The sequence below is a fragment of the Streptomyces sp. R35 genome, assembly GCF_041053035.1.
In the GTDB taxonomy this organism is placed as follows: Bacteria; Actinomycetota; Actinomycetes; order Streptomycetales; family Streptomycetaceae; genus Streptomyces; species Streptomyces lutosisoli.
In genome coordinates, this window is sequence record NZ_CP163440.1 from 8,174,079 (window position 1) to 8,196,885 (window position 22,807).

21 protein-coding genes are annotated in these 22,807 nt (G+C 69.9%); 11 read left to right on the top strand and 10 right to left on the bottom strand.

From position 1 onward, the window contains the following. Positions 1-111: 111 nt before the first annotated feature. Positions 112-510 carry an OB-fold nucleic acid binding domain-containing protein gene (locus AB5J50_RS36940; protein WP_369262886.1) on the top strand — a complete coding sequence of 133 codons (399 nt, stop codon included), beginning with the start codon at positions 112-114 and terminating at the stop codon, positions 508-510. Positions 511-513: 3 nt separating this feature from the next. Continuing rightward, entirely contained in the window at positions 514-1,275 is a 762-nt protein-coding gene (locus AB5J50_RS36945; protein WP_327432276.1) for a DUF3159 domain-containing protein, read from the top strand. 144 nt (positions 1,276-1,419) lie between these two features. Here the strand turns inward: AB5J50_RS36945 and AB5J50_RS36950 are convergent, their stop codons facing one another. Both AB5J50_RS36950 and AB5J50_RS36955 read right to left on the bottom strand, forming a co-directional pair. Then, positions 1,420-2,097: a TrkA family potassium uptake protein gene (locus tag AB5J50_RS36950; RefSeq protein WP_327432277.1), complete on the bottom strand. Its 678-nt coding sequence runs from the start codon at positions 2,095-2,097 to the stop codon at positions 1,420-1,422. After that, positions 2,097-2,768 carry a TrkA family potassium uptake protein gene (locus AB5J50_RS36955; RefSeq protein WP_327432278.1) on the bottom strand — a complete coding sequence of 224 codons (672 nt, stop codon included), beginning with the start codon at positions 2,766-2,768 and terminating at the stop codon, positions 2,097-2,099. Before AB5J50_RS36955 ends, AB5J50_RS36950 begins: the two co-directional genes overlap by 1 nt. A gap of 361 nt (positions 2,769-3,129) precedes the next feature. Between AB5J50_RS36955 and AB5J50_RS36960 the strand changes: the two genes are divergently transcribed. Together AB5J50_RS36960 and AB5J50_RS36965 are read left to right on the top strand one after the other, a co-directional pair. Continuing rightward, positions 3,130-5,181 (top strand): APC family permease, encoded by a 2,052-nt coding sequence (locus AB5J50_RS36960; protein ID WP_369262889.1) that lies wholly within the window; start codon positions 3,130-3,132, stop codon positions 5,179-5,181. 115 nt (positions 5,182-5,296) lie between these two features. After that, positions 5,297-6,625, top strand: a complete 1,329-nt coding sequence (locus tag AB5J50_RS36965; protein WP_369262891.1) for a class I SAM-dependent RNA methyltransferase — start codon at positions 5,297-5,299, stop codon at positions 6,623-6,625. A gap of 228 nt (positions 6,626-6,853) precedes the next feature. Here the strand turns inward: AB5J50_RS36965 and AB5J50_RS36970 are convergent, their stop codons facing one another. Together AB5J50_RS36970 and AB5J50_RS36975 are read right to left on the bottom strand one after the other, a co-directional pair. Next, entirely contained in the window at positions 6,854-8,326 is a 1,473-nt protein-coding gene (locus tag AB5J50_RS36970) for an APC family permease (RefSeq protein ID WP_369262893.1), read from the bottom strand. A gap of 60 nt (positions 8,327-8,386) precedes the next feature. After that, positions 8,387-9,112, bottom strand: a complete 726-nt coding sequence (locus AB5J50_RS36975) for an FCD domain-containing protein (RefSeq protein WP_327432284.1) — start codon at positions 9,110-9,112, stop codon at positions 8,387-8,389. A 276-nt stretch (positions 9,113-9,388) separates the two neighbouring features. Between AB5J50_RS36975 and AB5J50_RS36980 the strand changes: the two genes are divergently transcribed. Then, positions 9,389-10,828: an amino acid permease gene (locus AB5J50_RS36980; RefSeq protein ID WP_369262895.1), complete on the top strand. Its 1,440-nt coding sequence runs from the start codon at positions 9,389-9,391 to the stop codon at positions 10,826-10,828. Positions 10,829-11,087: 259 nt separating this feature from the next. Here the strand turns inward: AB5J50_RS36980 and AB5J50_RS36985 are convergent, their stop codons facing one another. The 5 genes from AB5J50_RS36985 to AB5J50_RS37005 all read right to left on the bottom strand — a co-directional run bounded on the left by AB5J50_RS36985 (position 11,088) and on the right by AB5J50_RS37005 (position 15,561). Next, the gene (locus AB5J50_RS36985; RefSeq protein WP_369262897.1) at positions 11,088-12,245 is read right to left on the bottom strand and encodes an oxygenase MpaB family protein; all 1,158 of its coding nucleotides are present in this window, start codon (positions 12,243-12,245) and stop codon (positions 11,088-11,090) included. A 95-nt stretch (positions 12,246-12,340) separates the two neighbouring features. Next, complete coding sequence (locus tag AB5J50_RS36990; RefSeq protein ID WP_369262899.1) at positions 12,341-13,396, bottom strand: polyprenyl synthetase family protein; 1,056 nt, start codon at positions 13,394-13,396, stop codon at positions 12,341-12,343. After that, positions 13,386-13,664, bottom strand: a complete 279-nt coding sequence (locus tag AB5J50_RS36995) for a polyprenyl synthetase (RefSeq protein ID WP_369262900.1) — start codon at positions 13,662-13,664, stop codon at positions 13,386-13,388. Before AB5J50_RS36995 ends, AB5J50_RS36990 begins: the two co-directional genes overlap by 11 nt. Before the next feature lie 460 nt (positions 13,665-14,124). Beyond that, entirely contained in the window at positions 14,125-14,565 is a 441-nt protein-coding gene (locus tag AB5J50_RS37000) for a nuclear transport factor 2 family protein (protein WP_369262901.1), read from the bottom strand. 87 nt (positions 14,566-14,652) lie between these two features. Next, positions 14,653-15,561 carry an aldo/keto reductase gene (locus AB5J50_RS37005; RefSeq protein WP_369262903.1) on the bottom strand — a complete coding sequence of 303 codons (909 nt, stop codon included), beginning with the start codon at positions 15,559-15,561 and terminating at the stop codon, positions 14,653-14,655. A gap of 75 nt (positions 15,562-15,636) precedes the next feature. Here AB5J50_RS37005 and AB5J50_RS37010 point away from each other — a divergent pair, with 75 nt between their 5' ends. The 3 genes from AB5J50_RS37010 (at position 15,637) to AB5J50_RS37020 (ending at position 19,410) form a co-directional block, all read left to right on the top strand. Continuing rightward, positions 15,637-16,824 (top strand): amidohydrolase family protein, encoded by a 1,188-nt coding sequence (locus tag AB5J50_RS37010; RefSeq protein ID WP_369262905.1) that lies wholly within the window; start codon positions 15,637-15,639, stop codon positions 16,822-16,824. 185 nt (positions 16,825-17,009) lie between these two features. Then, positions 17,010-18,032 (top strand): isopenicillin N synthase family dioxygenase, encoded by a 1,023-nt coding sequence (locus tag AB5J50_RS37015; RefSeq protein WP_369262907.1) that lies wholly within the window; start codon positions 17,010-17,012, stop codon positions 18,030-18,032. Between the two features lie 13 nt (positions 18,033-18,045). Beyond that, positions 18,046-19,410, top strand: coding sequence for a nucleobase:cation symporter-2 family protein (locus AB5J50_RS37020; protein ID WP_369262908.1), 1,365 nt, complete (start codon positions 18,046-18,048; stop codon positions 19,408-19,410). Positions 19,411-19,472: 62 nt separating this feature from the next. Here the strand turns inward: AB5J50_RS37020 and AB5J50_RS37025 are convergent, their stop codons facing one another. Further along, complete coding sequence (locus AB5J50_RS37025; RefSeq protein WP_369262910.1) at positions 19,473-20,066, bottom strand: helix-turn-helix domain-containing protein; 594 nt, start codon at positions 20,064-20,066, stop codon at positions 19,473-19,475. 105 nt (positions 20,067-20,171) lie between these two features. Between AB5J50_RS37025 and AB5J50_RS37030 the strand changes: the two genes are divergently transcribed. From AB5J50_RS37030 to AB5J50_RS37040, 3 genes are read left to right on the top strand one after another with little or no spacing between them, the layout of a single operon-like run. Next, positions 20,172-20,675, top strand: a complete 504-nt coding sequence (locus AB5J50_RS37030) for a flavin reductase family protein (protein WP_369262912.1) — start codon at positions 20,172-20,174, stop codon at positions 20,673-20,675. Next, a complete protein-coding gene (locus tag AB5J50_RS37035) occupies positions 20,672-21,559 on the top strand; it encodes an MBL fold metallo-hydrolase (protein WP_369262914.1) in 888 nt (295 codons plus the stop codon). The genes AB5J50_RS37030 and AB5J50_RS37035 overlap by 4 nt, the downstream gene beginning before the upstream one ends. Then, the gene (locus tag AB5J50_RS37040; RefSeq protein ID WP_369262916.1) at positions 21,556-22,758 is read left to right on the top strand and encodes an amidohydrolase family protein; all 1,203 of its coding nucleotides are present in this window, start codon (positions 21,556-21,558) and stop codon (positions 22,756-22,758) included. The genes AB5J50_RS37035 and AB5J50_RS37040 overlap by 4 nt, the downstream gene beginning before the upstream one ends. Positions 22,759-22,807: the final 49 nt, after the last annotated feature.

Genomic DNA, 22,807 nt, shown 5'->3' on the forward strand with positions numbered 1-22,807 from the left:
ACACCGGGCATACGGGAATCCGACACCGGGCATTCGGGAATCAGTGCGCGAAAGACCACAGGTGAGCGCTCTCGTTCATCCGTCGTCAGTGCTCCCCGGTACGCTTTCGGTATGAGTGCTGTTCCTCGTTCCGAAAAGCCGGCGGGCCGGTTCCGGCGCATGATAGACCGGCTCTCCTCGTCCCAGCAGGACCTGGAGTCCGAGGAGCTGCGCGAGGACGCCGAGACCGCGGGCTGTACGCGCATCTGCGACTGCCACGACCGACAGATCGTCACGGTTACTGGTACCTTGCGCACGGTCACTCTGCGGCCACGGGCCGGTGTCCCGGCCCTGGAGGCCGAGCTGTTCGACGGCTCGGCCGCCCTGGACGTGGTCTGGCTCGGCCGGCGCTCCATCGTCGGGATCGAGCCGGGGCGCAAGCTGATCGCATCGGGCCGCATTTCGATGAGCCGGGGCCGTAGGGTGCTGTTCAACCCGAAGTACGAACTCAGACCGCTCGGACGGGAGTAGCCGGTGACGTCGCTCGACAAGCCGACCGAAGACGCCCAAGACGCCCAGCATGATTCGAGGGCGGTGACCGAGGCCGCTCTCTTCGAGGCGTTCGGCGGCGTGCGGGGCATGGTCGAGACCGTGGTGCCCGGTCTCCTCTTCGTCACCATCTTCACGATCAACAAGGACCTGCACTGGTCGGCGATCGCCGCCCTCGCGATGTCCCTGCTGCTCGTCGTGGTCCGCCTGGTGAAGCGCGACACCGTCAAGCACGCCTTCAGCGGCGTCTTCGGCGTCGCGTTCGGCGTGGTCTTCGCGATGATGACGGGCAACGCGAAGGACTTCTACCTGCCGGGCATGCTCTACACGCTCGGCCTGGCCGTCGCCTACATCGTCACGACCCTCGTGGGTGTCCCGCTGATCGGCCTGATCCTCGGCCCGGTCTTCAAGGAGAACCTCTCCTGGCGCACCCGCAACCCCGGCCGCAAGAAGGCGTACGCGAAGGCGAGTTGGGCCTGGGGCCTGATCCTGCTCGCCAAGTGCGCGGTGCTCTTCCCGCTCTACTGGTGGGCCGACACCACCAAGTTCGGCTGGATCCTGATCGCCCTCAAGATCCCGCCCTTCCTCCTCGCCGTCTGGCTCACCTGGGTCTTCCTGGCCAAGGCCCCCGCGCCGATCGACGTGTTCGCGGAGATGGAGGCCGAGGAGAAGGCCGAGAAGGAGCGCCGCGCGGCTGCCGCCGGGGAGCAGGACACACCTGTCCGTCGCCACCGCCGAGAGGCGTAGCCCGGCGCTGGCGTGGCCGTCCTGGGGGCTGCCGCCCCCAGACCCCGCTTCGGCCTGAACGGCCTCGTCCTCAAACGCCGCACGAGCTGAAATGGGGCGCCCCCCGGAAATCCGGGGGGCGCCCCATTCCCGTATCCCGGTCAATCAGCCGGTGGCGTCCTCGCGGCGCACCGACAGCAGGTCCTCCAGCTGCTCCTCGCGGGCCTGGGCGGCCACGAAGAGGAGTTCGTCGCCCGCCTCCAGGGAGTCCTCCCGGGAGGGGGTGAGGACGCGGGTGCCACGGATGATGGTCACCAGGGAGGTGTCCTCGGGCCACTCGACGTCGCCGACCGTCGTACCGGCCAGGGCGGACTCCGGCGGCAGGGTCAGCTCGACGAGGTTGGCGTCGCCGTGGCTGAAGCGCAGCAGCCGGACGAGGTCGCCGACGCTGACGGCTTCCTCGACCAGGGCCGACATCAGGCGCGGGGTGGAGACGGCGACGTCGACGCCCCAGGCCTCGTTGAACAGCCACTCGTTCTTGGGGTTGTTGACGCGGGCGACGACCCGCGGAACCCCGTACTCGGTCTTCGCGAGCAGGGAGACGACGAGGTTGACCTTGTCGTCGCCCGTGGCCGCGATGGCCACGTTGCAGCGCTGCAACGCGGCCTCGTCCAGGGAAGTGATCTCACAGGCGTCGGCGAGCAGCCACTCCGCCTGCGGGACGCGCTCGACCGAGATGGCGGTCGGCGCCTTGTCGATCAGCAGAACCTCGTGGCCGTTCTCCAGGAGCTCGCCCGCGATCGAGCGGCCCACGGCACCGGCACCGGCAATGGCGACCCTCATCAGTGACCGGCCTCCTCTTCAGGGCCCTTGGCGAAGGACGCCTCGACCTTGTCCACCTCGTCGGTGCGCATCATCACGTGCACCAGGTCGCCCTCCTGCAGCACCGTCTGGGACGACGGCAGGATCGCCTCGCCCAGCCGGGTGAGGAAGGCCACGCGCACGCCCGTCTCGTCCTGGAGCCGGCTGATCTTGTGGCCGACCCAGCCGGTGGAGGTGTGCACCTCGGCGAGCTGCACACCGCCGGTGGGGTCGCGCCACAGCGGCTCGGCGCCCGAGGGCAGCAGCCGGCGCAGCATCTGGTCGGCCGTCCAGCGGACGGTGGCGACGGTCGGGATGCCGAGGCGCTGGTAGACCTCGGCACGGCGGGGGTCGTAGATGCGTGCCGCGACGTTCTCGATGCCGAACATCTCGCGGGCCACGCGGGCGGCGATGATGTTCGAGTTGTCACCGCTGGAGACCGCGGCGAACGCCCCGGCCTCCTCGATGCCCGCCTCGCGCAGGGTGTCCTGGTCGAAGCCGACTCCGGTGACACGACGGCCGCCGAACCCGGAGCCCAGTCGTCGGAAGGCGGTGGGGTCCTGGTCGATCACGGCGACCGTGTGCCCCTGTTGCTCCAGGGTCTGGGCAAGAGCGGAACCCACTCTTCCGCAGCCCATGATGACGATGTGCACGACCGTCCTTCCGAATGTGAATGGTTACGGCTCAGGCTAAACAGGGTCTCAGACCGCCGCCCAAGCTACACACGCGCGGTCCGTCGGCGGCACCCCTCTGCACGATCAGCGACGTGTGATGCTGCGAACGCTCGCGAGGGTCAGGATTCCGAGGCCGATGAGTCCGGCCAGGGCGCCGATCAGCTCCGCGGTGCCGTGCATGGAACCTCCATAACCGGTCAGACTGGGGCTTTCGTCATATAGGCATGCGGATCTGCGGGGGTGCGGAATCCGCAGCCGCAGCCGCCCCCGTTTTCACTCGGAGGGCAGATGTGGCGAGGTAGGTGGGCGACCCCGCGTTCGAACGCTTACGATCCTCTGCGTGTCCAAACTGACCGACGTGCCCAAACGGATCCTGATCGGGCGCGCACTGCGCAGTGACCGGCTCGGAGAAACGCTCCTGCCGAAGCGCATCGCACTCCCTGTCTTCGCTTCCGACCCGCTGTCCTCCGTGGCGTACGCGCCCGGCGAGGTCCTGCTGGTCCTGTCCATCGCGGGCGTGTCGGCCTACCACTTCAGCCCCTGGATCGCGGTCGCGGTCGTCGTGCTGATGTTCACGGTGGTCGCCTCCTACCGGCAGAACGTGCACGCCTACCCGAGCGGCGGCGGCGACTACGAGGTGGCCAACACCAACCTCGGTCCCCGGGCCGGACTCACGGTCGCCAGCGCCCTGCTCGTCGACTACGTCCTCACGGTCGCCGTCTCCATCGCCTCCGGCATCGAGAACCTCGGCTCGGCGGTTCCCTTCGTGGTCGAGCACAAGGTGGCCTGCGCGGTCGCCGTCATCGTGCTGCTCACGCTGATGAACCTGCGCGGAGTCAAGGAGTCCGGAAAGCTCTTCGCGATTCCGACGTACGTCTTCGTGGCGGGCGTCTTCATCATGATCGCGTGGGGTGCCTTCCGCGGCCTCGTCCTGAACGACACCATGAAGGCGCCGACCGCCGACTACCACATCAAGGCCGAGCACCAGGGTCTCGCGGGCTTCGCCCTCGTCTTCCTGCTCCTGCGCGCCTTCTCCTCCGGCTGTGCCGCCCTCACCGGCGTCGAGGCGATCTCCAACGGTGTCCCCGCCTTCCGCAAGCCGAAGTCGAAGAATGCCGCGTCCACGCTCGCCGCGATGGGCCTGCTCGCCGTCACGATGTTCTGCGGCATCATCGCCCTCGCCATGGCGACCAACGTCCGGATGGCCGAGAACCCGGCCACCGACCTGATCCACAACGGTCTCGCGGTCGGCTCCGGCTACGTCCAGAACCCGGTGATCTCCCAGGTCGCCGAGGCCGTGTTCGGCAAGGGCAGCTTCCTGTTCATCGTGCTGGCCGCCGCCACCGCGCTGGTCCTGTTCCTGGCCGCCAACACCGCGTACAACGGCTTCCCGCTGCTCGGCTCGATCCTCGCCCAGGACCGCTACCTCCCGCGCCAGTTGCACACCCGCGGCGACCGCCTCGCCTTCTCCAACGGCATCGTGCTGCTGGCGGGCGCGGCGACCATGCTGGTCATCATCTACGGCGCCGACTCGACCCGGCTGATCCAGCTCTACATCGTCGGCGTGTTCGTCTCCTTCACCCTCAGCCAGACCGGCATGGTCCGCCACTGGAACCGCCACCTGGCCACCGAGACGGACCAGGCCAAGCGGCGCCACATGGTCCGCTCCCGGGCGATCAACGCGTTCGGCGCCTTCTTCACGGGTCTGGTGCTGGTCGTCGTACTCGTCACGAAGTTCACGCACGGAGCCTGGGTCGCACTGCTCGGCATGGTGATCTTCTACGCGACGATGAGCGCGATCCGTAAGCACTACGACCGGGTCGCCGAGGAGATCGCCGCCCCCGAGGGCCCGAGCGACGACAGCGTCCGCCCCTCCCGCGTGCACTCCGTCGTCCTGATCTCCAAGATCCACCGCCCGACGCTGCGCGCCCTCGCCTACGCCAAGCTGCTGCGCTCCGACACCCTCGAAGCGCTCAGCGTCAACGTCGACGCGGCCGAGACCAAGGCCTTGCGCGAGGAGTGGGAGCGGCGCGGCATCGACGTACCGCTGAAGATCCTCGACTCGCCGTACCGCGAGATCACGCGGCCGATCATCGAGTACGTGAAGGGCCTGCGCAAGGAATCCCCGCGCGACGCGGTCTCCGTGATCATCCCCGAGTACGTGGTCGGCCACTGGTACGAGCACCTGCTGCACAACCAGAGCGCCCTGCGCCTCAAGGGCCGACTGCTGTTCACCCCGGGCGTCATGGTGACCTCCGTGCCCTACCAGCTGGAATCCTCCGAGGCCGCGAAGCTGCGGGCCCGCAAGCGGCAGGACTGGAACGCGCCGGGAGCGGTGCGCCGGGGGCCCGCGGAAGAGCGCCCGAAGGAGTCCTCGAACTCGAAGGGCTGACGGTCATGTGGTGAGCGGCCGGGCAACGTCCACGTAGACTGGTGGGCTGTTGTCCGGCCGTTTCCCTTTGCGCGCCCCTTTCGCTCACCCCCTTCTCAACTGGAGTCACCCCGCCATGCAGGCAGAACCGAAGAAATCGCTGGTGGGGGAGGAGTACGAGGTCGAGATCGGCCCCGTCGCACACGGCGGCCACTGCATCGCCCGTACGTCCGAGGGTCAGGTCCTCTTCGTCCGGCACACTCTGCCCGGCGAGCGCGTCGTCGCGCGTGTGACGGAGGGCGAGGAGGGCGCGCGGTTCCTGCGCGCGGACGCGGTGGAGATCCTCGACCCGTCGAAGGACCGGGTCGCGGCGCCCTGCCCGTACGCCGGCCCCGGCCGCTGCGGTGGCTGCGACTGGCAGCACGCCAAGCCGGGCGCCCAGCGCCGTCTCAAGGGCGAGGTCATCGCCGAGCAGCTCCAGCGGCTCGCGGGGCTCACGCCCGAGGAGGCCGGCTGGGACGGCACGGTGATGCCCGCCGAGGGCGACAAGCTGCCCGCGGGCGAGGTCCCGGCCTGGCGCACCCGCCTCCAGTACGCCGTCGACGCCGACGGCAACGCCGGACTGCGCCGCCACCGCTCGCACGAGGTCGAGCCGATCGAGCACTGCATGATCGCCGCGCCGGGCGTCAGCGAACTGGGCATCGAACAGCGCGACTGGTCCGGCATGGCCTCCGTCGACGCGATCGCCGCGACGGGATCCCAGGACCGCATGGTGATCCTGGAGCCCAAGCCGGGCGCCCGCCTGCCCCTCGTCGAACTCGACAAGCCCGTCTCCGTGATGCGCGTCGACGAGCACGACGGCGGCATCCACCGCGTCCACGGCCGCGCGTTCGTGCGCGAGCGCGCCGACGGCCGTACGTACCGTGTCGGCAGCGGCGGCTTCTGGCAGGTCCACCCGATGGCCGCCGACACCCTCGTCAAGGCCGTCATGCAGGGCCTGCTGCCGCGCAAGGGCGACATGGCGCTCGACCTGTACTGCGGCGTCGGCCTCTTCGCCGGCGCCCTCGCCGACCGCCTCGGCGACAAGGGCGCGGTCCTCGGCATCGAGTCCGGCAAGCGCGCGGTCGAGGACGCCCGGCACAACCTCGCCGCCTTCGACCGCGTCCGCATCGAGCAGGGCAAGGTCGAGGCCGTCCTCCCGCGCACCGGCATCACCGAGGTCGACCTCATCGTCCTCGACCCGCCCCGCGCCGGCGCCGGCAAGAAGACGGTCGAGCAGCTGACGTCCCTGGGCGCGCGACGGATCGCGTACGTCGCCTGCGATCCGGCGGCGCTGGCGCGGGATCTGGGGTACTTCCGGGACGGTGGGTACAAGGTGCGGACGCTGCGGGCGTTCGATCTTTTCCCGATGACGCATCACGTGGAGTGCGTGGCGATCCTCGAACCTGCCGAGAAGCATCACTGACCTGCGGATTTGCCAAGGAACAACGCTGGTTCGACGCCGCTTTTGACGGAGCGTCAGGTGCGTCGGCGTTGACTCAATGGTTGATCATTGGTCTCCGGTGGCGGTGAAGCGAGGGCGCTGACCTCTGGTTCAGGCGCGCCGGGCCGTGTGTGGCAGGGGCGGGCGGCTGATCCGTGCCGTCTCCCGGTCTGTCAGTCGCGTTCCGCCCGCCGGGCCGCCGCCTTCGGCTCACTCCGCGTCGGCGACGATCGACCCCACCCGCTCGGCCAGGCCGGGGTCACGGCGGACCAGGAGGGTCGCGTAGCCGACGGCTGCGAGCAGGGTGGCCAGGGCGGCATACGGGAACCAGCTGTACGGGGCGGGCTGGCCGGGCTTGGCGAGGTAGTAGAGCGGAACCAGGATGGCGAGGGTGCCGATCGCGGGCAGCACGAGGTGCCGGACGGTCCGGAACTCCTGCGGGCGGTATCTGCGGTAGTACAGCGGCAGGGCGATGTTGGACGCGAGGTAGACCAGCAGGATCAGGATGGCGCCCAGGCTCGAGGACTCCGTGAAGAAGACCACGGGGTTCATGGAACCGCCGTCGGACCCGAGCAGATGCCCCAGGCCCCAGCCTCCGATGATCAGCAGCGCGGTGACGGTGAAGGTGACGATCGCGTTGTTCGGCGTACGGCGCGTGGGGTGGACGTAGCCGAAGAAGGACGGCAGCAGTCCCTCCCGCCCCGCGTTGAACACCAGGCGGGCCTGGGAGTTGATGCCCGCGATCAGTACGCCGAGGGTGGAGGTCAGGCCGCCGATGTAGGCGAGGAGCGCCAGCGCGCCGAGCGTGTGGTGGGCGACGTCGATGAAGGGGATCGGGGAGGCGCCGAGCCGCTGCACGTCGTAGCCGAAGCCGGTCACCGTGGCGTAGGAGAAGAGGATGTAGCTCACGGTCATGATCGCGACGGAGGAGAACACGGCGCGGCCGACGTTGCGCCGTGGGTTCTCCGTCTCCTCGGCGAGTGCGGCCGAGTTCTCCCAGCCGATGAACAGGTACACCGCCAGCGGGAAGCCGGCCGCCAGCCCCTTGAACCCGTGGGTGAGGTGGCCGGGCAGGAACGGGGCGGCGGAGAGGTCGCCGCGGTGCTCGACGATCGTCGCGACCGACACCACGACGAGCACCAGCATCTCCACGCCGAAGAAGTAGCCGGCCCACTTGGTGGAGACCACGATCCCGCGCAGCATCAGCACCACCGACAGCCCGGTCAGCAGCAGCGTCCAGATGATCCACGGCAGGTCCACGCCCGTGTAGTGGTTCAGGGTGATCTGCACGAAGCCGCCCGAGATCGCGATCACCGAGGCCATCGCGATGATGTAGCCGAGTCCGGCCAGCAGGGCCGTGGTCACCGCGCTGACCGGCCCGAACGTCCGGCCGACGAAGGTGATGAAGCTGCCCGCCGAGGGGTGCGCCCGGGAGAACTCGGCCAGCGTGTTGCCGAGCAGTGCGACCGCCACCCCCGCCGCCACGATGGTCAGCGGGGACGCGACCCCCGCGGTGGTGGCCAGGAAGGCGAAGCCGAAGAAGAAGCTCATCGCCGGGCCGACGTTGGCCATCGTGGCGGCGGCGATGTCCGCCATCCCGAGGACGCCGCCGCGCAGCCGCTGGGGCGCGCCGCCGACGGTGCCCGACGTCGACGACGGGCCGACAGTTCCGGGGTCCGGCATGGCGACAGCTCCTTCTGTGGGGTGGCGACACAGGGAAGGGAGAGGAAGGGGGAGAAGGGATCAGTTCAGGCCGGCGTGCCGGTGTGCCTTCAGCGCGTGTACCGCCGGGTCCATCGCGCCACGGGTGAGTTCGTCGAGCAGGTCGGCGTGGCAGCGGTTGCGGGCCCGTACGACCGAGGGGGCCGGCGCGGGCCCCAGCAGGCACTGCCGGCCGAGCAGGTCGGCGGCGAACTCACGGATCCCGGCGCCGCCCAGGGCCTCCGCGAGGCCGAGGTGGAAGCGGGTCTCCAGCTCGAGCAGCCGGGCCGGATCCTCGGCCAGGTCCATCTCCTCGACCAGTGCCCGCAGCCCGTCGAGCCGCCCGTCCGGGACCTCGCCCGTGCTGTGCGCCACGAGACCGCATTCGAGCAACAGGTGAAAGGAGTCCAGCGAGGCCGCCTCGTCGGCGTCGTGCAGCACGGCGACGACCGAGTCCCAGTCCGCCGCGACGAAGGTTCCGCCCGCCCGGCCCCGACGGCGGTCGAGCAGGCCGTCCTGGCACATGGCCTCCAGCGCGCGGCGCACGGTGATCTCACTGATCCCCAGTTCCTCGGCGAGGACGCCCGCGTCCGGCAGCCGGTCTCCCGGCGCCACGGACCGCAGACGCACCCGCAGGGCGATCCTGGACCGGACGAGCTCCGCTCCCGTGGGACCCCGGCCGGCCAGGACGCGGGTGTCCCATGCCCCGCCGACCTGCGCGGGCACCGGCTGGTTGTAGGGACCGAACTTGCCCGCTGCATTCACCACGACGCCACCCTAACGGCCTGTCGAGCGCGGGCAGGGCCCACGGCGACGGCATCCGCACGGAGGGTTCTCGCGACCATGCCGCGGTGTGGTGCATGGGGGCTCCCCAGGGGGCCGGAACACGGGGACGACGCAGTGGCAGCCACGGAGGACGGAGGACGCCGTGCGCGCTGCACGAAAAATAGAGCAACGTGAACAGTTAAACAAGTCTTGTTCTTTTGGATCGTACTGAACTAATTTCCAGGGGCCCTGGTCCGCACTCCCTCCATGGATGTCGAGATGACCACAACCGTCCCCAAAAGCCCTCCCACGGAGCCCGAGCCCGGCCTCCAGGCCGGACTCAAGAACCGTCACCTGTCGATGATCGCGATCGGTGGTGTCATCGGCGCCGGCCTGTTCGTCGGTTCCGGCTCCGGTATCGCCGCCGCCGGCCCCGGCATCCTGCTCTCGTACGCCCTCGTCGGCATCCTGGTCGTCCTTGTGATGCGCATGCTCGGCGAGATGGCCGCGGCCAACCCCACCTCCGGCTCGTTCTCCGCCTACGCCGACCGCGCGCTGGGTCGCTGGGCCGGCTTCACCATCGGCTGGCTGTACTGGTTCTTCTGGGTCGTGGTGCTCGCCGTCGAGGCGACCGCCGGGGCGAAGATCCTGGCCGGCTGGATCCCGGCCGTCCCGCAGTGGGGCTGGGCCCTGATCGTCATGGTCGTCCTCACCGCCACCAACCTGGTCTCGGTCAGCTCCTACGGTGAGTTCGAGTTCTGGTTCGCCGGTATCAAGGTCGTCGCGATCGCCGCGTTCATCGTGGTCGGCGGTCTCGCCATCTTCGGCCTGCTGCCCGGCTCGGACCACCCGGCGTCCGGCTTCTCCAACCTCACCGCACACGGCGGCTTCCTGCCGAACGGACCCGGAGCGATCCTCACCGGCGTCCTGATGGTCGTCTTCTCCTTCATGGGCAGCGAGATCGTCACGCTGGCGGCGGGCGAGACCGCGGACCCGCAGGCCGCCGTCACCAAGGCCACCAACAGCGTCATCTGGCGGATCGCGGTGTTCTACCTGGGCTCGATCCTGATCGTGGTCTCGCTGCTGCGCTGGGACGACCCGGCCATCCTCAAGGACGGCTCGTACGTCGCCGCCCTGAGCTCCATCGGCATCCCCCACGCCAGCCAGATCATGAACGCCATCGTGCTGACCTCGGTGCTGTCCTGCCTCAACTCCGGCCTGTACACGGCCTCCCGCATGGCCTTCTCCCTCGGCCGCCGCAGCGACGCCCCGGCCGCGTTCGGCCGGACCACGGGCCGCGGTGTCCCGCGTTCGGCCATCCTGGCCTCGGTGGTCTTCGGCTTCGTCGCGGTCGCCTTCAACTACCTCTGGCCGGACACCGTCTTCCAGTTCCTGCTCAACTCCTCCGGCGCGATAGCCCTGTTCGTCTGGCTGGTGATCTGCTTCTCGCAGCTGCGGATGCGCAAGATCATCCAGCGGGAGTCGCCGGAGAAGCTGGTCGTCCGGATGTGGCTCTACCCCTACCTGACCTGGGCCGCCATCGCCCTCATCACCTTCGTCCTGGGCTACATGCTCACCGACACGGCCGACGGCGGCGGCCGCGACCAGGTCGTCCTGTCCACCCTGGTGGCCCTGGCCGTGGTGGTCTACGCCGTGGTCCGCCAGCGCAGGGCAGTCCGGAACGGGACGCACACGCCGGACCGCGTCACGGTGTCGTAGGGGGACCCGCCTCCACTCCAGCCCCCCGTGGTGGTGGCATGAGCCTTCCGGCCATGCCACCACCACGGCGTCGCTTCTTCCGATTCACCGGGATCGCGGTGCCAGGGCGAGGGTGCGCAGGCTGGGGTGTGCGGACGCGTGGTCCGTCCGGGTTCATGACGTCTGCAGCACCGGAGCAGGCCGCTCTCCCGAGCCCCGGACGATCGGCCGGGCGGGGACGGTGATCGTGCGTGCCCGGGTCCGCCCGGCGCACGGGGCGTCAGACCGTGGCGGCCGGCGGAACCCACCGGTGGATGCGGGGCGCCGCGCTGATGATGCCGTAGTCCTTCTTGAGTGATTCGGGGATCGCGTAGTGCATGACGCGTCCACGGGTGAGGGAGGACAGTTCGAGGACCGTGGTGAGGTGGCCGAGGCGGTCCAGGGCCCAGGCGCCGAGCGGGGAGCGGTCCTCGATGGTCTCCAGGACGCCGAGGAGGTGGGGCACGGCCTTGACGACGGTGTCCCACGATGTGCGCGGCACCTGGAGCCAGTCGGCGCAGGTGTCGCCGACGAGGTGGCGGACGAGGGCGGAGACAACGGGGTCGAAGAAGGTGCCGGGCACCACCTCTTCGTAGAGGTCGATCAGTTGGCGGGTCAGGTGCGCGCCCTCCTCGGAGGGCCCCATGTACCGGACCATGTACAGGTCGAGGAACCGGCGTGCCTCGTCGAGGGTTTGGGGGACGGCGTCCTGGTCGACGCCCAGCATGGCGCCGACGACGCGCCATGCGTAGTAGTAGGCTTCCGCGCCCTCGGTCGACATGTGGATCCCGAGGCGGTGCAGGCTGTCCAGGACGAGCAGGGAGAAGAACATCTGCCCACCGATCATGTCCTCCTGGCAGATCGGCGTCCCGACCGCCGCGGTGTCCCAGCGGTTCTCGCGGGCGAGGTGGTGGCGGATGGAGGCGTGCAGGAGGCGGACCTTCTGGGCGGCGGGGACGAAGCGGCTGCCGGCCTCGAAGGCGTCGGGCTGCATCAGGTGGACGGTGAACTGGCCGGTCTCCGCCATCCGTTTGGAGGGGTACTGCAGCCCGTGGGTGGCCGACAGCAGCTTCGCCACGTGCGGGACGAGGTAGCAGGCGGGCATGGAGGCGAAGGACAGCGCGGTGGAGATGTGCACGTTGTTGTCGATGAAGAACAGCCGGGCCTTCTCCATCTCCGCCCAGTCCACCCAGGCCGGCGGGGTGCGGGTGGCTTCGAGGTACTCGCGCGCGACGTCGGGCAGCCCGTCCGGCAGGGGAGCGCCGGCGGTGGAGACGTAGCGCATCAGGGTGTTGAACTTGCCGACCTCCCCGCGTTCGAAGAGCTCGGCGACGGTGGCATCGGCGAGTTCGTCCCCGGCCCGCCGCAGGGCGTCCAGCGATGCGTCGGTGTAGGTCATGGCAGGGTTCCTCATCTTCCTCGGGAGCGTCCACGACAGGCGGGAGGGGCGCCTGCCCGCGAGGGCACGGGCTCGCGCCACCCGGATGCGAGCGGTCAGGACAGGCGTACTGCCGCGGAATGCGCCAGCGCGGTCAGGCCGGTGACGGCGTGCGCCGGCAGATCCAGTTCGTGGAGGGCACCGAGAGCCTCCTCGACCCGTGCCCCGATCATGTCCTCGATGCGGTCGGGCGCCCTCAGCCGGCGCATCACCTCGCGCACCGCGTCCAGCCCTTCCCCGTCCAGGTCGTCCCGGCCCAGCAGTGAGTGCAGCAGCTTCCGTTGCGAGTCGTCGGCGAGACGCCATGTCTCTGCCAGCAGCGCGGTGGGCCGTCGACCGCGCACATCGTCGGCATTGGCCTTGCCGGTGTGCTCGGGGTCTCCGAACAGCCCGAGCAGGTCGTCCCTCAGCTGGAACGCCTCGCCCAGCGGCAGCCCGTACGCGGAGTAGCCCTCGCGCAGCCGCGCGCCCGCGCCGGCCAGCGCGCCACCGATCAACAGGGGCTGTTCGACGGTGTACTTGGCGGTCTTGTACCGGATCACCTTCAGCGATGCCTCGGTGTCCGGACCGGCTCCGGTCCGCAGGATCTCCAGACACTCGCCCGCGATCAGCTCACGGGCCATCACCGCCCACAACGGGCGGGCCCGGACGAGATACGCGGCGGGCAGACCGCTGGTGGCGAACAACTGTCCGGCCAGCGCCATCAGCAGGTCCCCCACCAGCATCGCCAACGACCGCGCGGCGGCCTCGGCGTCCGGACGAGCCCCTACGGCCCCGAGGAAGGCGACGTGGGTCGTGGGCCGCCCGTGCCGCAGCGGACTGTCGTCGATGAGGTCGTCGTGCACGACCGCGGCGGCATGCACCAGCTCCATCGAGGCCGCCGCCCGCACCAGCGCCTTGCTGTCCGGCTGCCCCACCGCCCGCCACCCCCAGTAGCAGAACGCCGCCCGCAGCCGCTTGCCGTCCGCGACCGCCGCCTCCAGCCTCTCGGCCACCGCGCCGAGCATCGGATCGACCGCCGCGAACTCATCGGCCTCCCGGGCGACGAACCGACGCAGCAGCTCGTCCACGCGGGCCTTGAACGCGGTCGGCTCCCACCGGTCAGACGTCACCGGCGGCCTTCCGAGCCAGGGCACGCCGGGCGAGGATCTCCAAGTGGGCCGGGGGCACAGCCGCATACCGGTCCAGCACCAGACGCCCACGCGCCACGAGCTCGTGCTCGGCCTCCGCCGCCAGCTCCGCGGCGTCCGACCGGCGCAGCAGCCCTCGCACCGTCCCCAGGGCCGAACCCACCGTGCTCACCGCCAGATCGGCCAGCCCGGCAGCCAGCAGCAGCGCCTGGCCGTCTAAGCCTCCCCGCCGTCCCGCATCTTGCGTCACGCCATCTCCCCCATCCGTCGTACCTCCAGGCAGTCCTGGGCGCACCGTCCTTCCGAGCATCGCGTCCCATCGGGTGCGGCAGCGGAAGAACTCACGATCGAGTGATCCCACCGCTCGACCGTACGGATCATGGATGCCGCTACTGCTGGGGCAGGCACAAGGAGATGGGCTCTGCCGTGACGCACGTTCGACGCCCAGGGGCTCTCCGAGAAGGGCGACCGTCGGGCCTTCTTATCGTCGCGGGTAGCCTTCCCTCCCCGGGCGGCTGATCGGCGGGATCATCGGATCCCTGGTCGGTCACGCTGTTGGCCCGTTCCGACGTCGCAGGGCGCCTGCGGCTGATTGTTCGCACCACGTCCCACTCGCCGACGGCCTGCGCCGCAGGGGTTGAGCAGCCCTGGCCGGAGGCACCGGTGCGTGGCCGTACGGCGCGAATCTGTGTTCCTTGTGCCGATGCGGGTCAGCGTTCGGGCGGGAAGGTGTCGCCGAACATCGGCGAGTCGCCGGCGGACTCGGTGCGGGTCGCCTCGTCTTCCCAGACATCCCAGTGTTCGGCCAGTTTGCCGTTGTCGATGCGCACGACGTCGGCGACGACGGAAGCGGTCTGGCCGGTGCCGGAGTACCGGCCGTAGAGGATCACGTAGTCGCCGTCGGCGACCGCGAGCTGGTGCTCGTAGCGGAGCGTGGGGGGCAGGGAGCGGACGAGATCGAACAGGCCGTCCCTTCCTGGCGCGATGTGCCTGCTGTGCTGAATGTAGTCCTCGGACCAGAGCTCAGCTGCGGCGGCGTAGTCGCGCTGGTGAAAGAGGGTGTCGAACGCTCTCAGAACGACGTCCTTGTTCTGTTCGGGTGTAGAGATGGCGGTCTCCTCGAGTCGCTTGATGTGCCGTACGGGATCCATCTCTAGCTGATCGGGGTGCGTGGGGTTTCACGACGCGGCTGGTGGCCTCCTCGGGCGGGTCATTGCGGGTTCTTCGCGGCACTGGGCTCACGGCGCAAGTCGTGCCGGCTGCACGGCCTGGCTGAGTGCTTGGAACTCGGTGTCGCTCAGGGTGAACTGCGCGGCGTGGGTGTTCTCCTCGACGTGGGATACGCGGGAGGTGCCGGGAATGGGCAGCGTCACGGGGGAGCGGTGTAGCAGCCAGGCCAGGGCCAGTTGGGAGGGGCTTGCACCGTAGGTCTTGCCGAGTGTGTCCAGCGGGCCGCCGGGGCGTGCGAGCCGGCCGGTGGCCATGGGGAACCACGGGATGAAGCCCAGGTTCTCCCGTTCGGCGTAGTCCAGTACGTCCTCGGCGTTGCGGTTGGCGAGGTTGTACAGGTTCTGCACGGAGACGATGTCCGCGATCGTCCGGGCTTCCTCGATCTGCTTGACGGTCACCTCCGACAGGCCGATGTGGCGGATCTTGCCCTCCTGCTGCAGCAGGCGTAGCTCGCCGACCTGATCGGCCGGGGGGACCTGGGGGTCGATACGGTGGAGCTGGTAGAGGTCGATGCGCTCCAGGCCCAGATGGCGGAGGCTCAGTTCGGTCTGCCGGCGCAGGTATTCGGGTCGGCCCAGGGGTCGCCAGTCGTCCGGTCCCGAACGCGACAGCCCGCCCTTGGTGGCGATCACCAGGCCCGCGGGGTAGGGACGGACGCCGGGGCCAGTCAGCTGCATCGCTCCGTATCCGAGGCGGTTGACGGGTAGGTCACCGCCGAGCCGGAAGATGCCGGAGGCGTCGGGTGCGCGGTGGGTGAGGCGGTGCTGGGCGAGGAGCGTGAGGGCGGCTGTGAGGATGACCGCGATGCCGTAGCCGAGGACGGTGTGCAGGAGGCCGATCGCGCCGATCAGGAGTCCTGCGATGATCGTCGGTATGCCGAAGCTGAGGTAGGCGACCATGTAGACGGCCGCGAACACAAGCGCTATGTCGACGCCACCGGGACCCTCGAAGTGCTCTGCAGCTGAACCGGGACAGCCTGAAGATCATCTTGCATGGGATCACCGCCCGGTTCATCTACCCTGCGCAGCGGCACCACCACCCTGGTGGACCACATGTGGCCGAACCCGTCCGCCGAGATCCACGACGCGGTGCTGCGCGCCCTGCACGACTCGGGGATCTGCGCGGTGCTGTGCCGCGGCGTGGCCGACCGGGCGGACCCGTCCCGCAAGTGGGGCTTCGACCCACGTCTCATGCGGCAGCTGGACAGCGCCCTCGCGCACGCCGACGAGTTGGTGGACGCCATGGCGGGCAGCCGCGTCTCGGTAGGGCTCGCCGTGCCCAATCCGCGCAGCCTCACTCCTGCGGGAATGCGGCAGGTACGGACGTACGCCGAAGAGCGGGACCTGCCGGTGTCGATCCACCTCCTGGAGACGGCGACGGACGACTTGATGTGCCGGGAGCACACCGGTCAAGGAGCCGTGGAATACCTGGAGGCGGCCGGATTCCTGTGGGAGCGGCTGCTCGCCGTGCACTGTGTGGAGCTGGACGCGGCGGGCCGGGCGGCGCTCGCCCGGCACGGAGTCGGCGTCTCCTGCAACCCGCTCAGCAATATGCGGCTGGGCAGTGGCATCGCCCCCGTGATCGCCATGCGGCAAGCGGGCCTTCGGGTAGGACTCGGGGTCGACGGGGCCGCCGGCAACGACACCCAGGACATTCTGGAGGCCATGCGGATCGGGGCGTATCTGCAGCGTGCCGCGCACCGCCGGGCCGATCTGCTCGGCTTCGCGGAGATGCCGGCCATCGCCGCCGGCGGCGCGGGAGAGGTGCTCGGGCTCGACTCCCGCGCGGACGGTGTGGTGGCCGGTGCCAGGGCTGACCTTGTGCTGCACCGCTTCGAGCGGGACTACGCGTGCCTTCCGGTGCGCGATCCGGGCGCAACGCTGCTGACCTGTGCAAGCAGCCGGACCGTGGACACGGTCCTGGTGGCGGGTGAGGCGGTGGTGCGGGACGGGCGCAGTGCGCGCCTTTCCGAGGCGTTCCTGGTGGACCTGTTGTCGCGACAGCGGCCACCCTCTGGTGATCGCCCTTCGAACAGGGTGGGCGGCGCCGAGCGCACAGCATCGGGGGATGGTCCCGATTTCGGCCCGTACCGCCGCCACACCGACGTCGTCGTTCGTCGTGGACGTGCTGTCGCAGTAACAGAACTGGTTCCCGGACGAAACACGGTGCCGCCAGGCTGACTTCATCGCGCATGGCCCCGGTCGACGGGGCGAATGCCAGCCCACGGCGCCGGGCCCACGGACGGGTCCGAGGCCGACCGTGCCCGCGGACCTCTGTGTGTCCGCGGTGGGGGTGCAGGGGCGGTGACTGCACCTCGTAGGACTCGGAGAACACCACTCCGACGTACTCAGGAGTACTTGCCGCGATGACTGACATCACGACGCGTGCTGTGCCGCGCACGACGCCTCGATCGACGTACGGCCTCGCCGAACTCGACAAGGAAACCCGCATGGGCGGGGCCGGAACCGAGACCACGGCGCGGGAGATCCGCCGCATCGACCTCTCCGGCTTCGAGGCCCGCAGGGCCGAGATCACCGAGGAGCTGTGGGCGGCGGCCACGGACATAGGGTTCTTCCAGCTGGTCAACCACGGCATCGAACAGGCCCTGGTGGACGAGGCGTTCACGAACGCCGAGGGATTTTTCGCGCTGCCCGAGGCCCACAAGGCCCGGCATGGGCTGAAGAAGGGCCTCAACTCCGGGTGGGAGTCCATGACCCAGGTCAGGCCGTCCGTCGGGACACCGGACCAGAAGGAGTCGTACCAGGTCACCCGCCCTCATATGGAGGGGCTCTGGCCCGACGACGTCCTGCCCGAATTCCGGCTGCGCGCCCTCGACTTCGAGACGCGCTGCCGCGAGGTGGCGATGCGGGTCCTGTCCTGCTTCGCCGACAAGCTGGGCTTCGCCGGCGACTTCTTCACCCGCGCCCACGACCCTCGGAGCATGCACTACCAGTCCACCCTGCGGATGCTGCACTACTTCGCGCTCCCCGAGGACGCCGAGCCCGACCCGAACGTGTGGCGGGCCGGTGCGCACACCGACTTCGACTGCCTGACGCTGCTCTTCCAGCGGGATGGGCAGGGCGGGCTGCAGGTGTGCCCGGGAAAGGAGGCCGAGGCCCAGGAGTGGACTCCCGTGGTGCCCTCGGCCGACGCCATCACCTGCAACATCGGCGACATGTTGATGCGGTGGAGCGACGACCGGCTCCCGTCCAACTTCCACCGGGTCAAGTCCCCGGGCCCCGGCGAGGACCGGGGCGCCCGCTACAGCATCGCTTTCTTCGCCCAGGCCGACCGTGACGTGGTGATCGAGGGGCCGGACGGCCGGTATCCGCCGATCACAGCGGAGCAGTACATCCAGCAGCGCATCGCCGCCAACTTCGCACGGTAAGGGGACTGCTGTGATGATGTCCGCGAAGGAGCGGGCGCCGTTCGGGCGGCTCGCGGTGCTGGGTCTCCAGCACGTTCTGGTGATGTACACGGGCTGTGTCACGGTGCCGCTCGTCTTCGGCGCGGCCGCAGGGCTCGATGCCTCGACCATCGCTCTGCTCATCAACGCGGACCTGCTGGTCGCGGGCGTCGTCACGATGATCCAGGGCGCGGGCGTCGGGCGAGTGCTCGGCGTCCGCATGCCCGTGATGGCCGGCGCTGCCTTCACCGCCGTGACGCCGATGATCCTGATCGCCGGTGAGTACGGGCTTCAGGCCGTATACGGTTCGATGCTGGCCGCCGGGATCTTCGGCCTGCTCGCCGCCTGGCCGTTCGCCAAGGCAGCGCGCTTCTTCCCGCCGCTGGTGAGCGGTGTGGTGATCACCGTGGTCGGCCTGGCGCTGATCGGTGTCGGCGTCAACCTTGTCGTCGGCAGAGACCCCAAGGCGGCGGACTACGCGGCGCCGTCGCGCCTCGCGCTCGCCGCCTTCGTCGTCATCGTGATCCTGCTGGTGGCGAGGTTCGGCCGGGGCTTTCTGGCCCAGACCGGCGTCCTGCTCGGGCTGCTGGCCGGTACCGCGGTCGCTGTACCGCTGGGTCTGGTGGACCTGTCCGCCGCTCGTGGCGCCGACTGGATCGGGGTGAGCGCTCCGTTCCACTTCGGCGCGCCCGAGTTCCCGCCCGTCGCGGTCATCTCCATGTGTGTCGTGATGCTGGTCCTGTTCGCCGAGTCGACCGCGGACCTGATCGCGGTCGCCGAACTCACCGGCAAGGAGCTGACGACCGCGGACATGGCGCGCGGGCTGGCCGCCGACGGCCTGTCCGGGGTGCTCGGCGGAGTGATGAACGCCTTCATCGACACCGTCTTCGCCCAGAACGTGGGCCTGGTGTCGATGACCCGGGTGCGCAGCCGCCATGTGGTCACCGTCGCGGGCGCCATCCTGGTTGCTCTGGGCCTGGTTCCCAAGCTGGGGGCGGTGGTGGCCGGGCTGCCCGGACCGGTCGTGGGCGCGGCGGGGCTGGTCATGTTCGCCACGGTCGCCGCCGTCGGCATCAGCACACTGCGGAAGGTCGAGTTCGAGGGAACGCACAACCTGCTGATCGTCGCCGTGTCGATCGGTGTGGGCATGGCGCCCGACGTGGCACCGGACCTCTACTCCCGTTTCCCGGACGGTGTGCGCATCGTGCTGGGCTCACCGGTGACGAGCGCGACCCTGGTCGCGTTCGGGCTGAACCTGGCCTTCAACCGGACCCGCCCGGCACGCACGGCGGACGACGAGGCAGAGGCAGAGAACCAGACTCGGCTGACGTCCACCACCCCGGCGGAATACGTCCCATAGCGCGGATCCGTGGTCCGAGCCGACTGAACGACCTCTACACCTGTCGCTCTTTGCCCGGCGTTCTAGCGAGGGGCGTTCTGTACGGTGAGGACGTGCACCCCGGAGGGGTCCTGTTCCTCCGTCAGAACGCGCCAGCGGTGCGGGGTTCCGCCTGGGTAGAGCAGGCTGTCGCCGGTGTGGAGGCGGTGCAGTTCGCGGCCGTCGGGGCCCATGAGATCGACCTCGATCGCGCCGTGCACCACGTAGAGGAACTCATCGCCCGGGTGGTCGTAGTACTCCTCGAAGGCGGTGGGTCCTCCGGTGTACTCGACTGGGTGGATGGCGAATTGGGGTGCCCCGAGCATCCGGGCCGAGCCGCCGCTGTTGGCGACGGGGGTGCCGGTCCCTTCCCGTACGACATGGATGTCGGCGGGGGAGGTTGCCGAGTGTGCCAGCAGGGCCTGTTGGGTGGTGCCGAGCGCCTGGGCGATCCGGTGCAGCGAGGGCATGCTCGGGCGGGTCAGCCCGCGCTCCAGCTGACTGAGGAAGGGGTGCGAAAGGCCTGCGCTGCCCGCGAGTTGGACAAGGGTGAGGCCGCGCTTCTTGCGTAGCCGACGGATCGCGTTGCCGAGCTGCTGGTCCGGATCGGCGGGGGTTTCGGTGGGGCGGTCTGCCATGGCGGAAATCCTAAGCGGTCACTTCGTAGGGGGATTTACTCCCGCGAAACACATGTCCCCTACGCTAAATGTTGATGTGACGAACATTCTAGGCGAGGAGCCCGAATGACCGCGACCACCGCCGACCGACCCGCCACGGCCGGGTTCCTCGATGCCATGGCCGCCCTCGCGGGCGGCGTCTGCGTCGTGACCGCCGCCGCGGCCGATGGCACACCTGCCGGATTCACCAGCACCGCCGTGATGAGCCTCAGCCGCACGCCGCAGCTGATAGCGATCGGTGTACAGCGCGGCAGCCGCACCCTGCCGCTGCTCCAGGACGGCGGCAGGCTCGCCCTCAACATCCTGGCCGCGGACGGCGAATCCGTCTCGCGGCGGTTCGCCGATCCGGCCGTCGACCGGTTCGCCGGGCTGGAGTGGACGGCGGGAGAGGGAGGTGTGCCGCTGCTGCTCGCGCAGAGCACGTACGCCGTTGTGTGCCGGGTACGGGAAGAGGCGGCGGCCGGGGACCACCTGCTGCTGATCGCCGACATCGACGAGATCATCCCCGGCCAAGGCGGGGCCGGCGCTCTTGTCCACCACGCCCGCCGCTACCACGGCATCGGCGCATGAGCGGGCGCGACTGGTTCTCCGTACAGGAGACCGGACCCGGGACCTTCCTCATCGCCGAGCCCGGGCACGTCAACAGCTATCTCGTCGTGGGCGACGACGTCGCCCTGCTGTACGACACCGGGATGGGCATCGGGGACATCGGGCACGAGGTGCGCACACTGACCTCGCTGCCGCTGCTCGTCGTCAACTCCCACCACCACTACGACCACCGGGGCGGCAACGCCTCGCTTGTGGGCGAGGCCAAGGACTTCGCCGTCCACGAGGCGGGCGCGGACCTGCATGGCGAGCCCGCACCGCGCGAGTGGCTCGAGACGTACGAGCACATCGCCCAGGACATGCGGCAGCGCTACATCGAGCTGAGCGCACTCTCCGCCGAGGGCTTCTTCCTCACCGACTCGCGGATCGAGGTGCGGCCCGTCCCCGAACTGACCCAGTGGCGTATCGACGCGGTGCGGCCGACCCGGCTGCTCAGGGAAGGGGAGCAGCTCGACCTGGGCGGGCGGAGGCTGCACGTCCTGCATACCCCCGGCCACTCGACCGACGGCATCTGCCTCTGGGAGCCGGAGAGTGGCCAGCTCCTCGCCGGCGACACGCTGATCAGCGGCACCTTCTTCGCCCATGTGCCGGGCGCCGATGTACCCGCCTTCGCCGCATCGACTCGGCGATTGGCCGAACTTCCGGTCAGAGCAGCCCTGTTGGGGCACAACCTCCGCCATCGTGAGGGCCACTGCTTCGTGGGACGGGTCGCCGAAGCTTTCGACCAGGTGGTACGCGGACGGACCCGCCCGGTCCGCCGCCAGGACATGTTCGGCGCGCCCGCGATGTGGCACGCCTTCGACGGCTTCGCGGTACTCACCGCGCCGGAGAACGGGGACGCACGATGACGGCGACGGCACTGCTGCTGCGCGGGGCGCGGCTTCCCGAAGGGCAGGTCCGGGACGTACTGATCGAGGACGGGCGGGTATCGGCCGTCGCGCCGGCCGGTCAACTCCCCTCCCTGTGCGAGGAGATGGATCTCTCCGGCTTCATGCTGCTGCCCGCCCCCGCCGAACCCCACGCCCACCTCGACAAGGCGCTCACCTGGGACCTGGCCGGTACACCGCCCTGCGACCTGCCGGGGGCGGTCGCCGCCTGGCGCGGCTATGCCGAGCAGGTGACGGAGGAGGACGTGCTGGTCAGGGCCCACCGTGCCCTGGACGAGCTGGTCGCCAATGGTGCGACCGCCGTCCGCACCCACGCCGACGTCCTGCCCGGCCCCGATCCGCTCCGGGGGTTGCGGGCGCTGTTGCGGCTGCGCGAGGAGCTGAGTGAGCGAGTTGCACTGCAGATCGCCGTACTGCACGTCGAGGAGCCAGACGAAGTCCTCGACGAGGCACTGGAGTTGGGGGCCGACCTGCTCGGTGGCTGCCCGCACCTCTCCGACGACCCGCGGGCCGCTGTCGCCCGCGCCCTGACCATCGCCGAGCGGCACGGCGTCGGCGTCGATCTGCATGCGGACGAGAATCTCCGTCCGGACCCGAAGGATCTGCTGCTGCTCGCCCAGGCGGTACGGGAGCGGGGCTTCGCCCACGGCGCGACCGCCAGCCACTGCGTGGGACTGGGCGGCCTGGACCCTGCCGAGGCCGCCCGGATCGCCAAGGAGGCGGCGGCATCCGGGATCGGGGTCGTCGCACTGCCGCTCACCAACCTCTACCTCCAGGGCCGCGACACCCCTGCCCGCACCCCGCGCGGGCTGACCGCCGTACGCGCCCTCCTGGACGCGGGCGTGCCCCTGGCCGGGGGCGGCGACAACATCCGCGACCCCTTCAACCCGGTGGGCAGGGCCGACCCCCTGGAGACCGCCGGACTCCTCGTCGCGGCAGGTCACTTGACGCTGCCCGAGGCCGTCCACGCGGTGACCACCGGCGCCCGCACGGTCCTCGGGCTACCCGCCGCAGGGCCGTACGAGGGTGCGATCGCCGATTTCCTCGCCGTACGGGCCGACTCGCTCTCCGGGGTCGTCGGGGCGTCGTACCCGGACCGGATCGTTTTCAAGGGCGGGCGGGCGGTGAGCCGTACCACGGTGATCCGCGAAGTGCTCTGACTGGTCCCGGGCGTAAATGCCCGGGACACCCCTCCGAAACAATGAATGT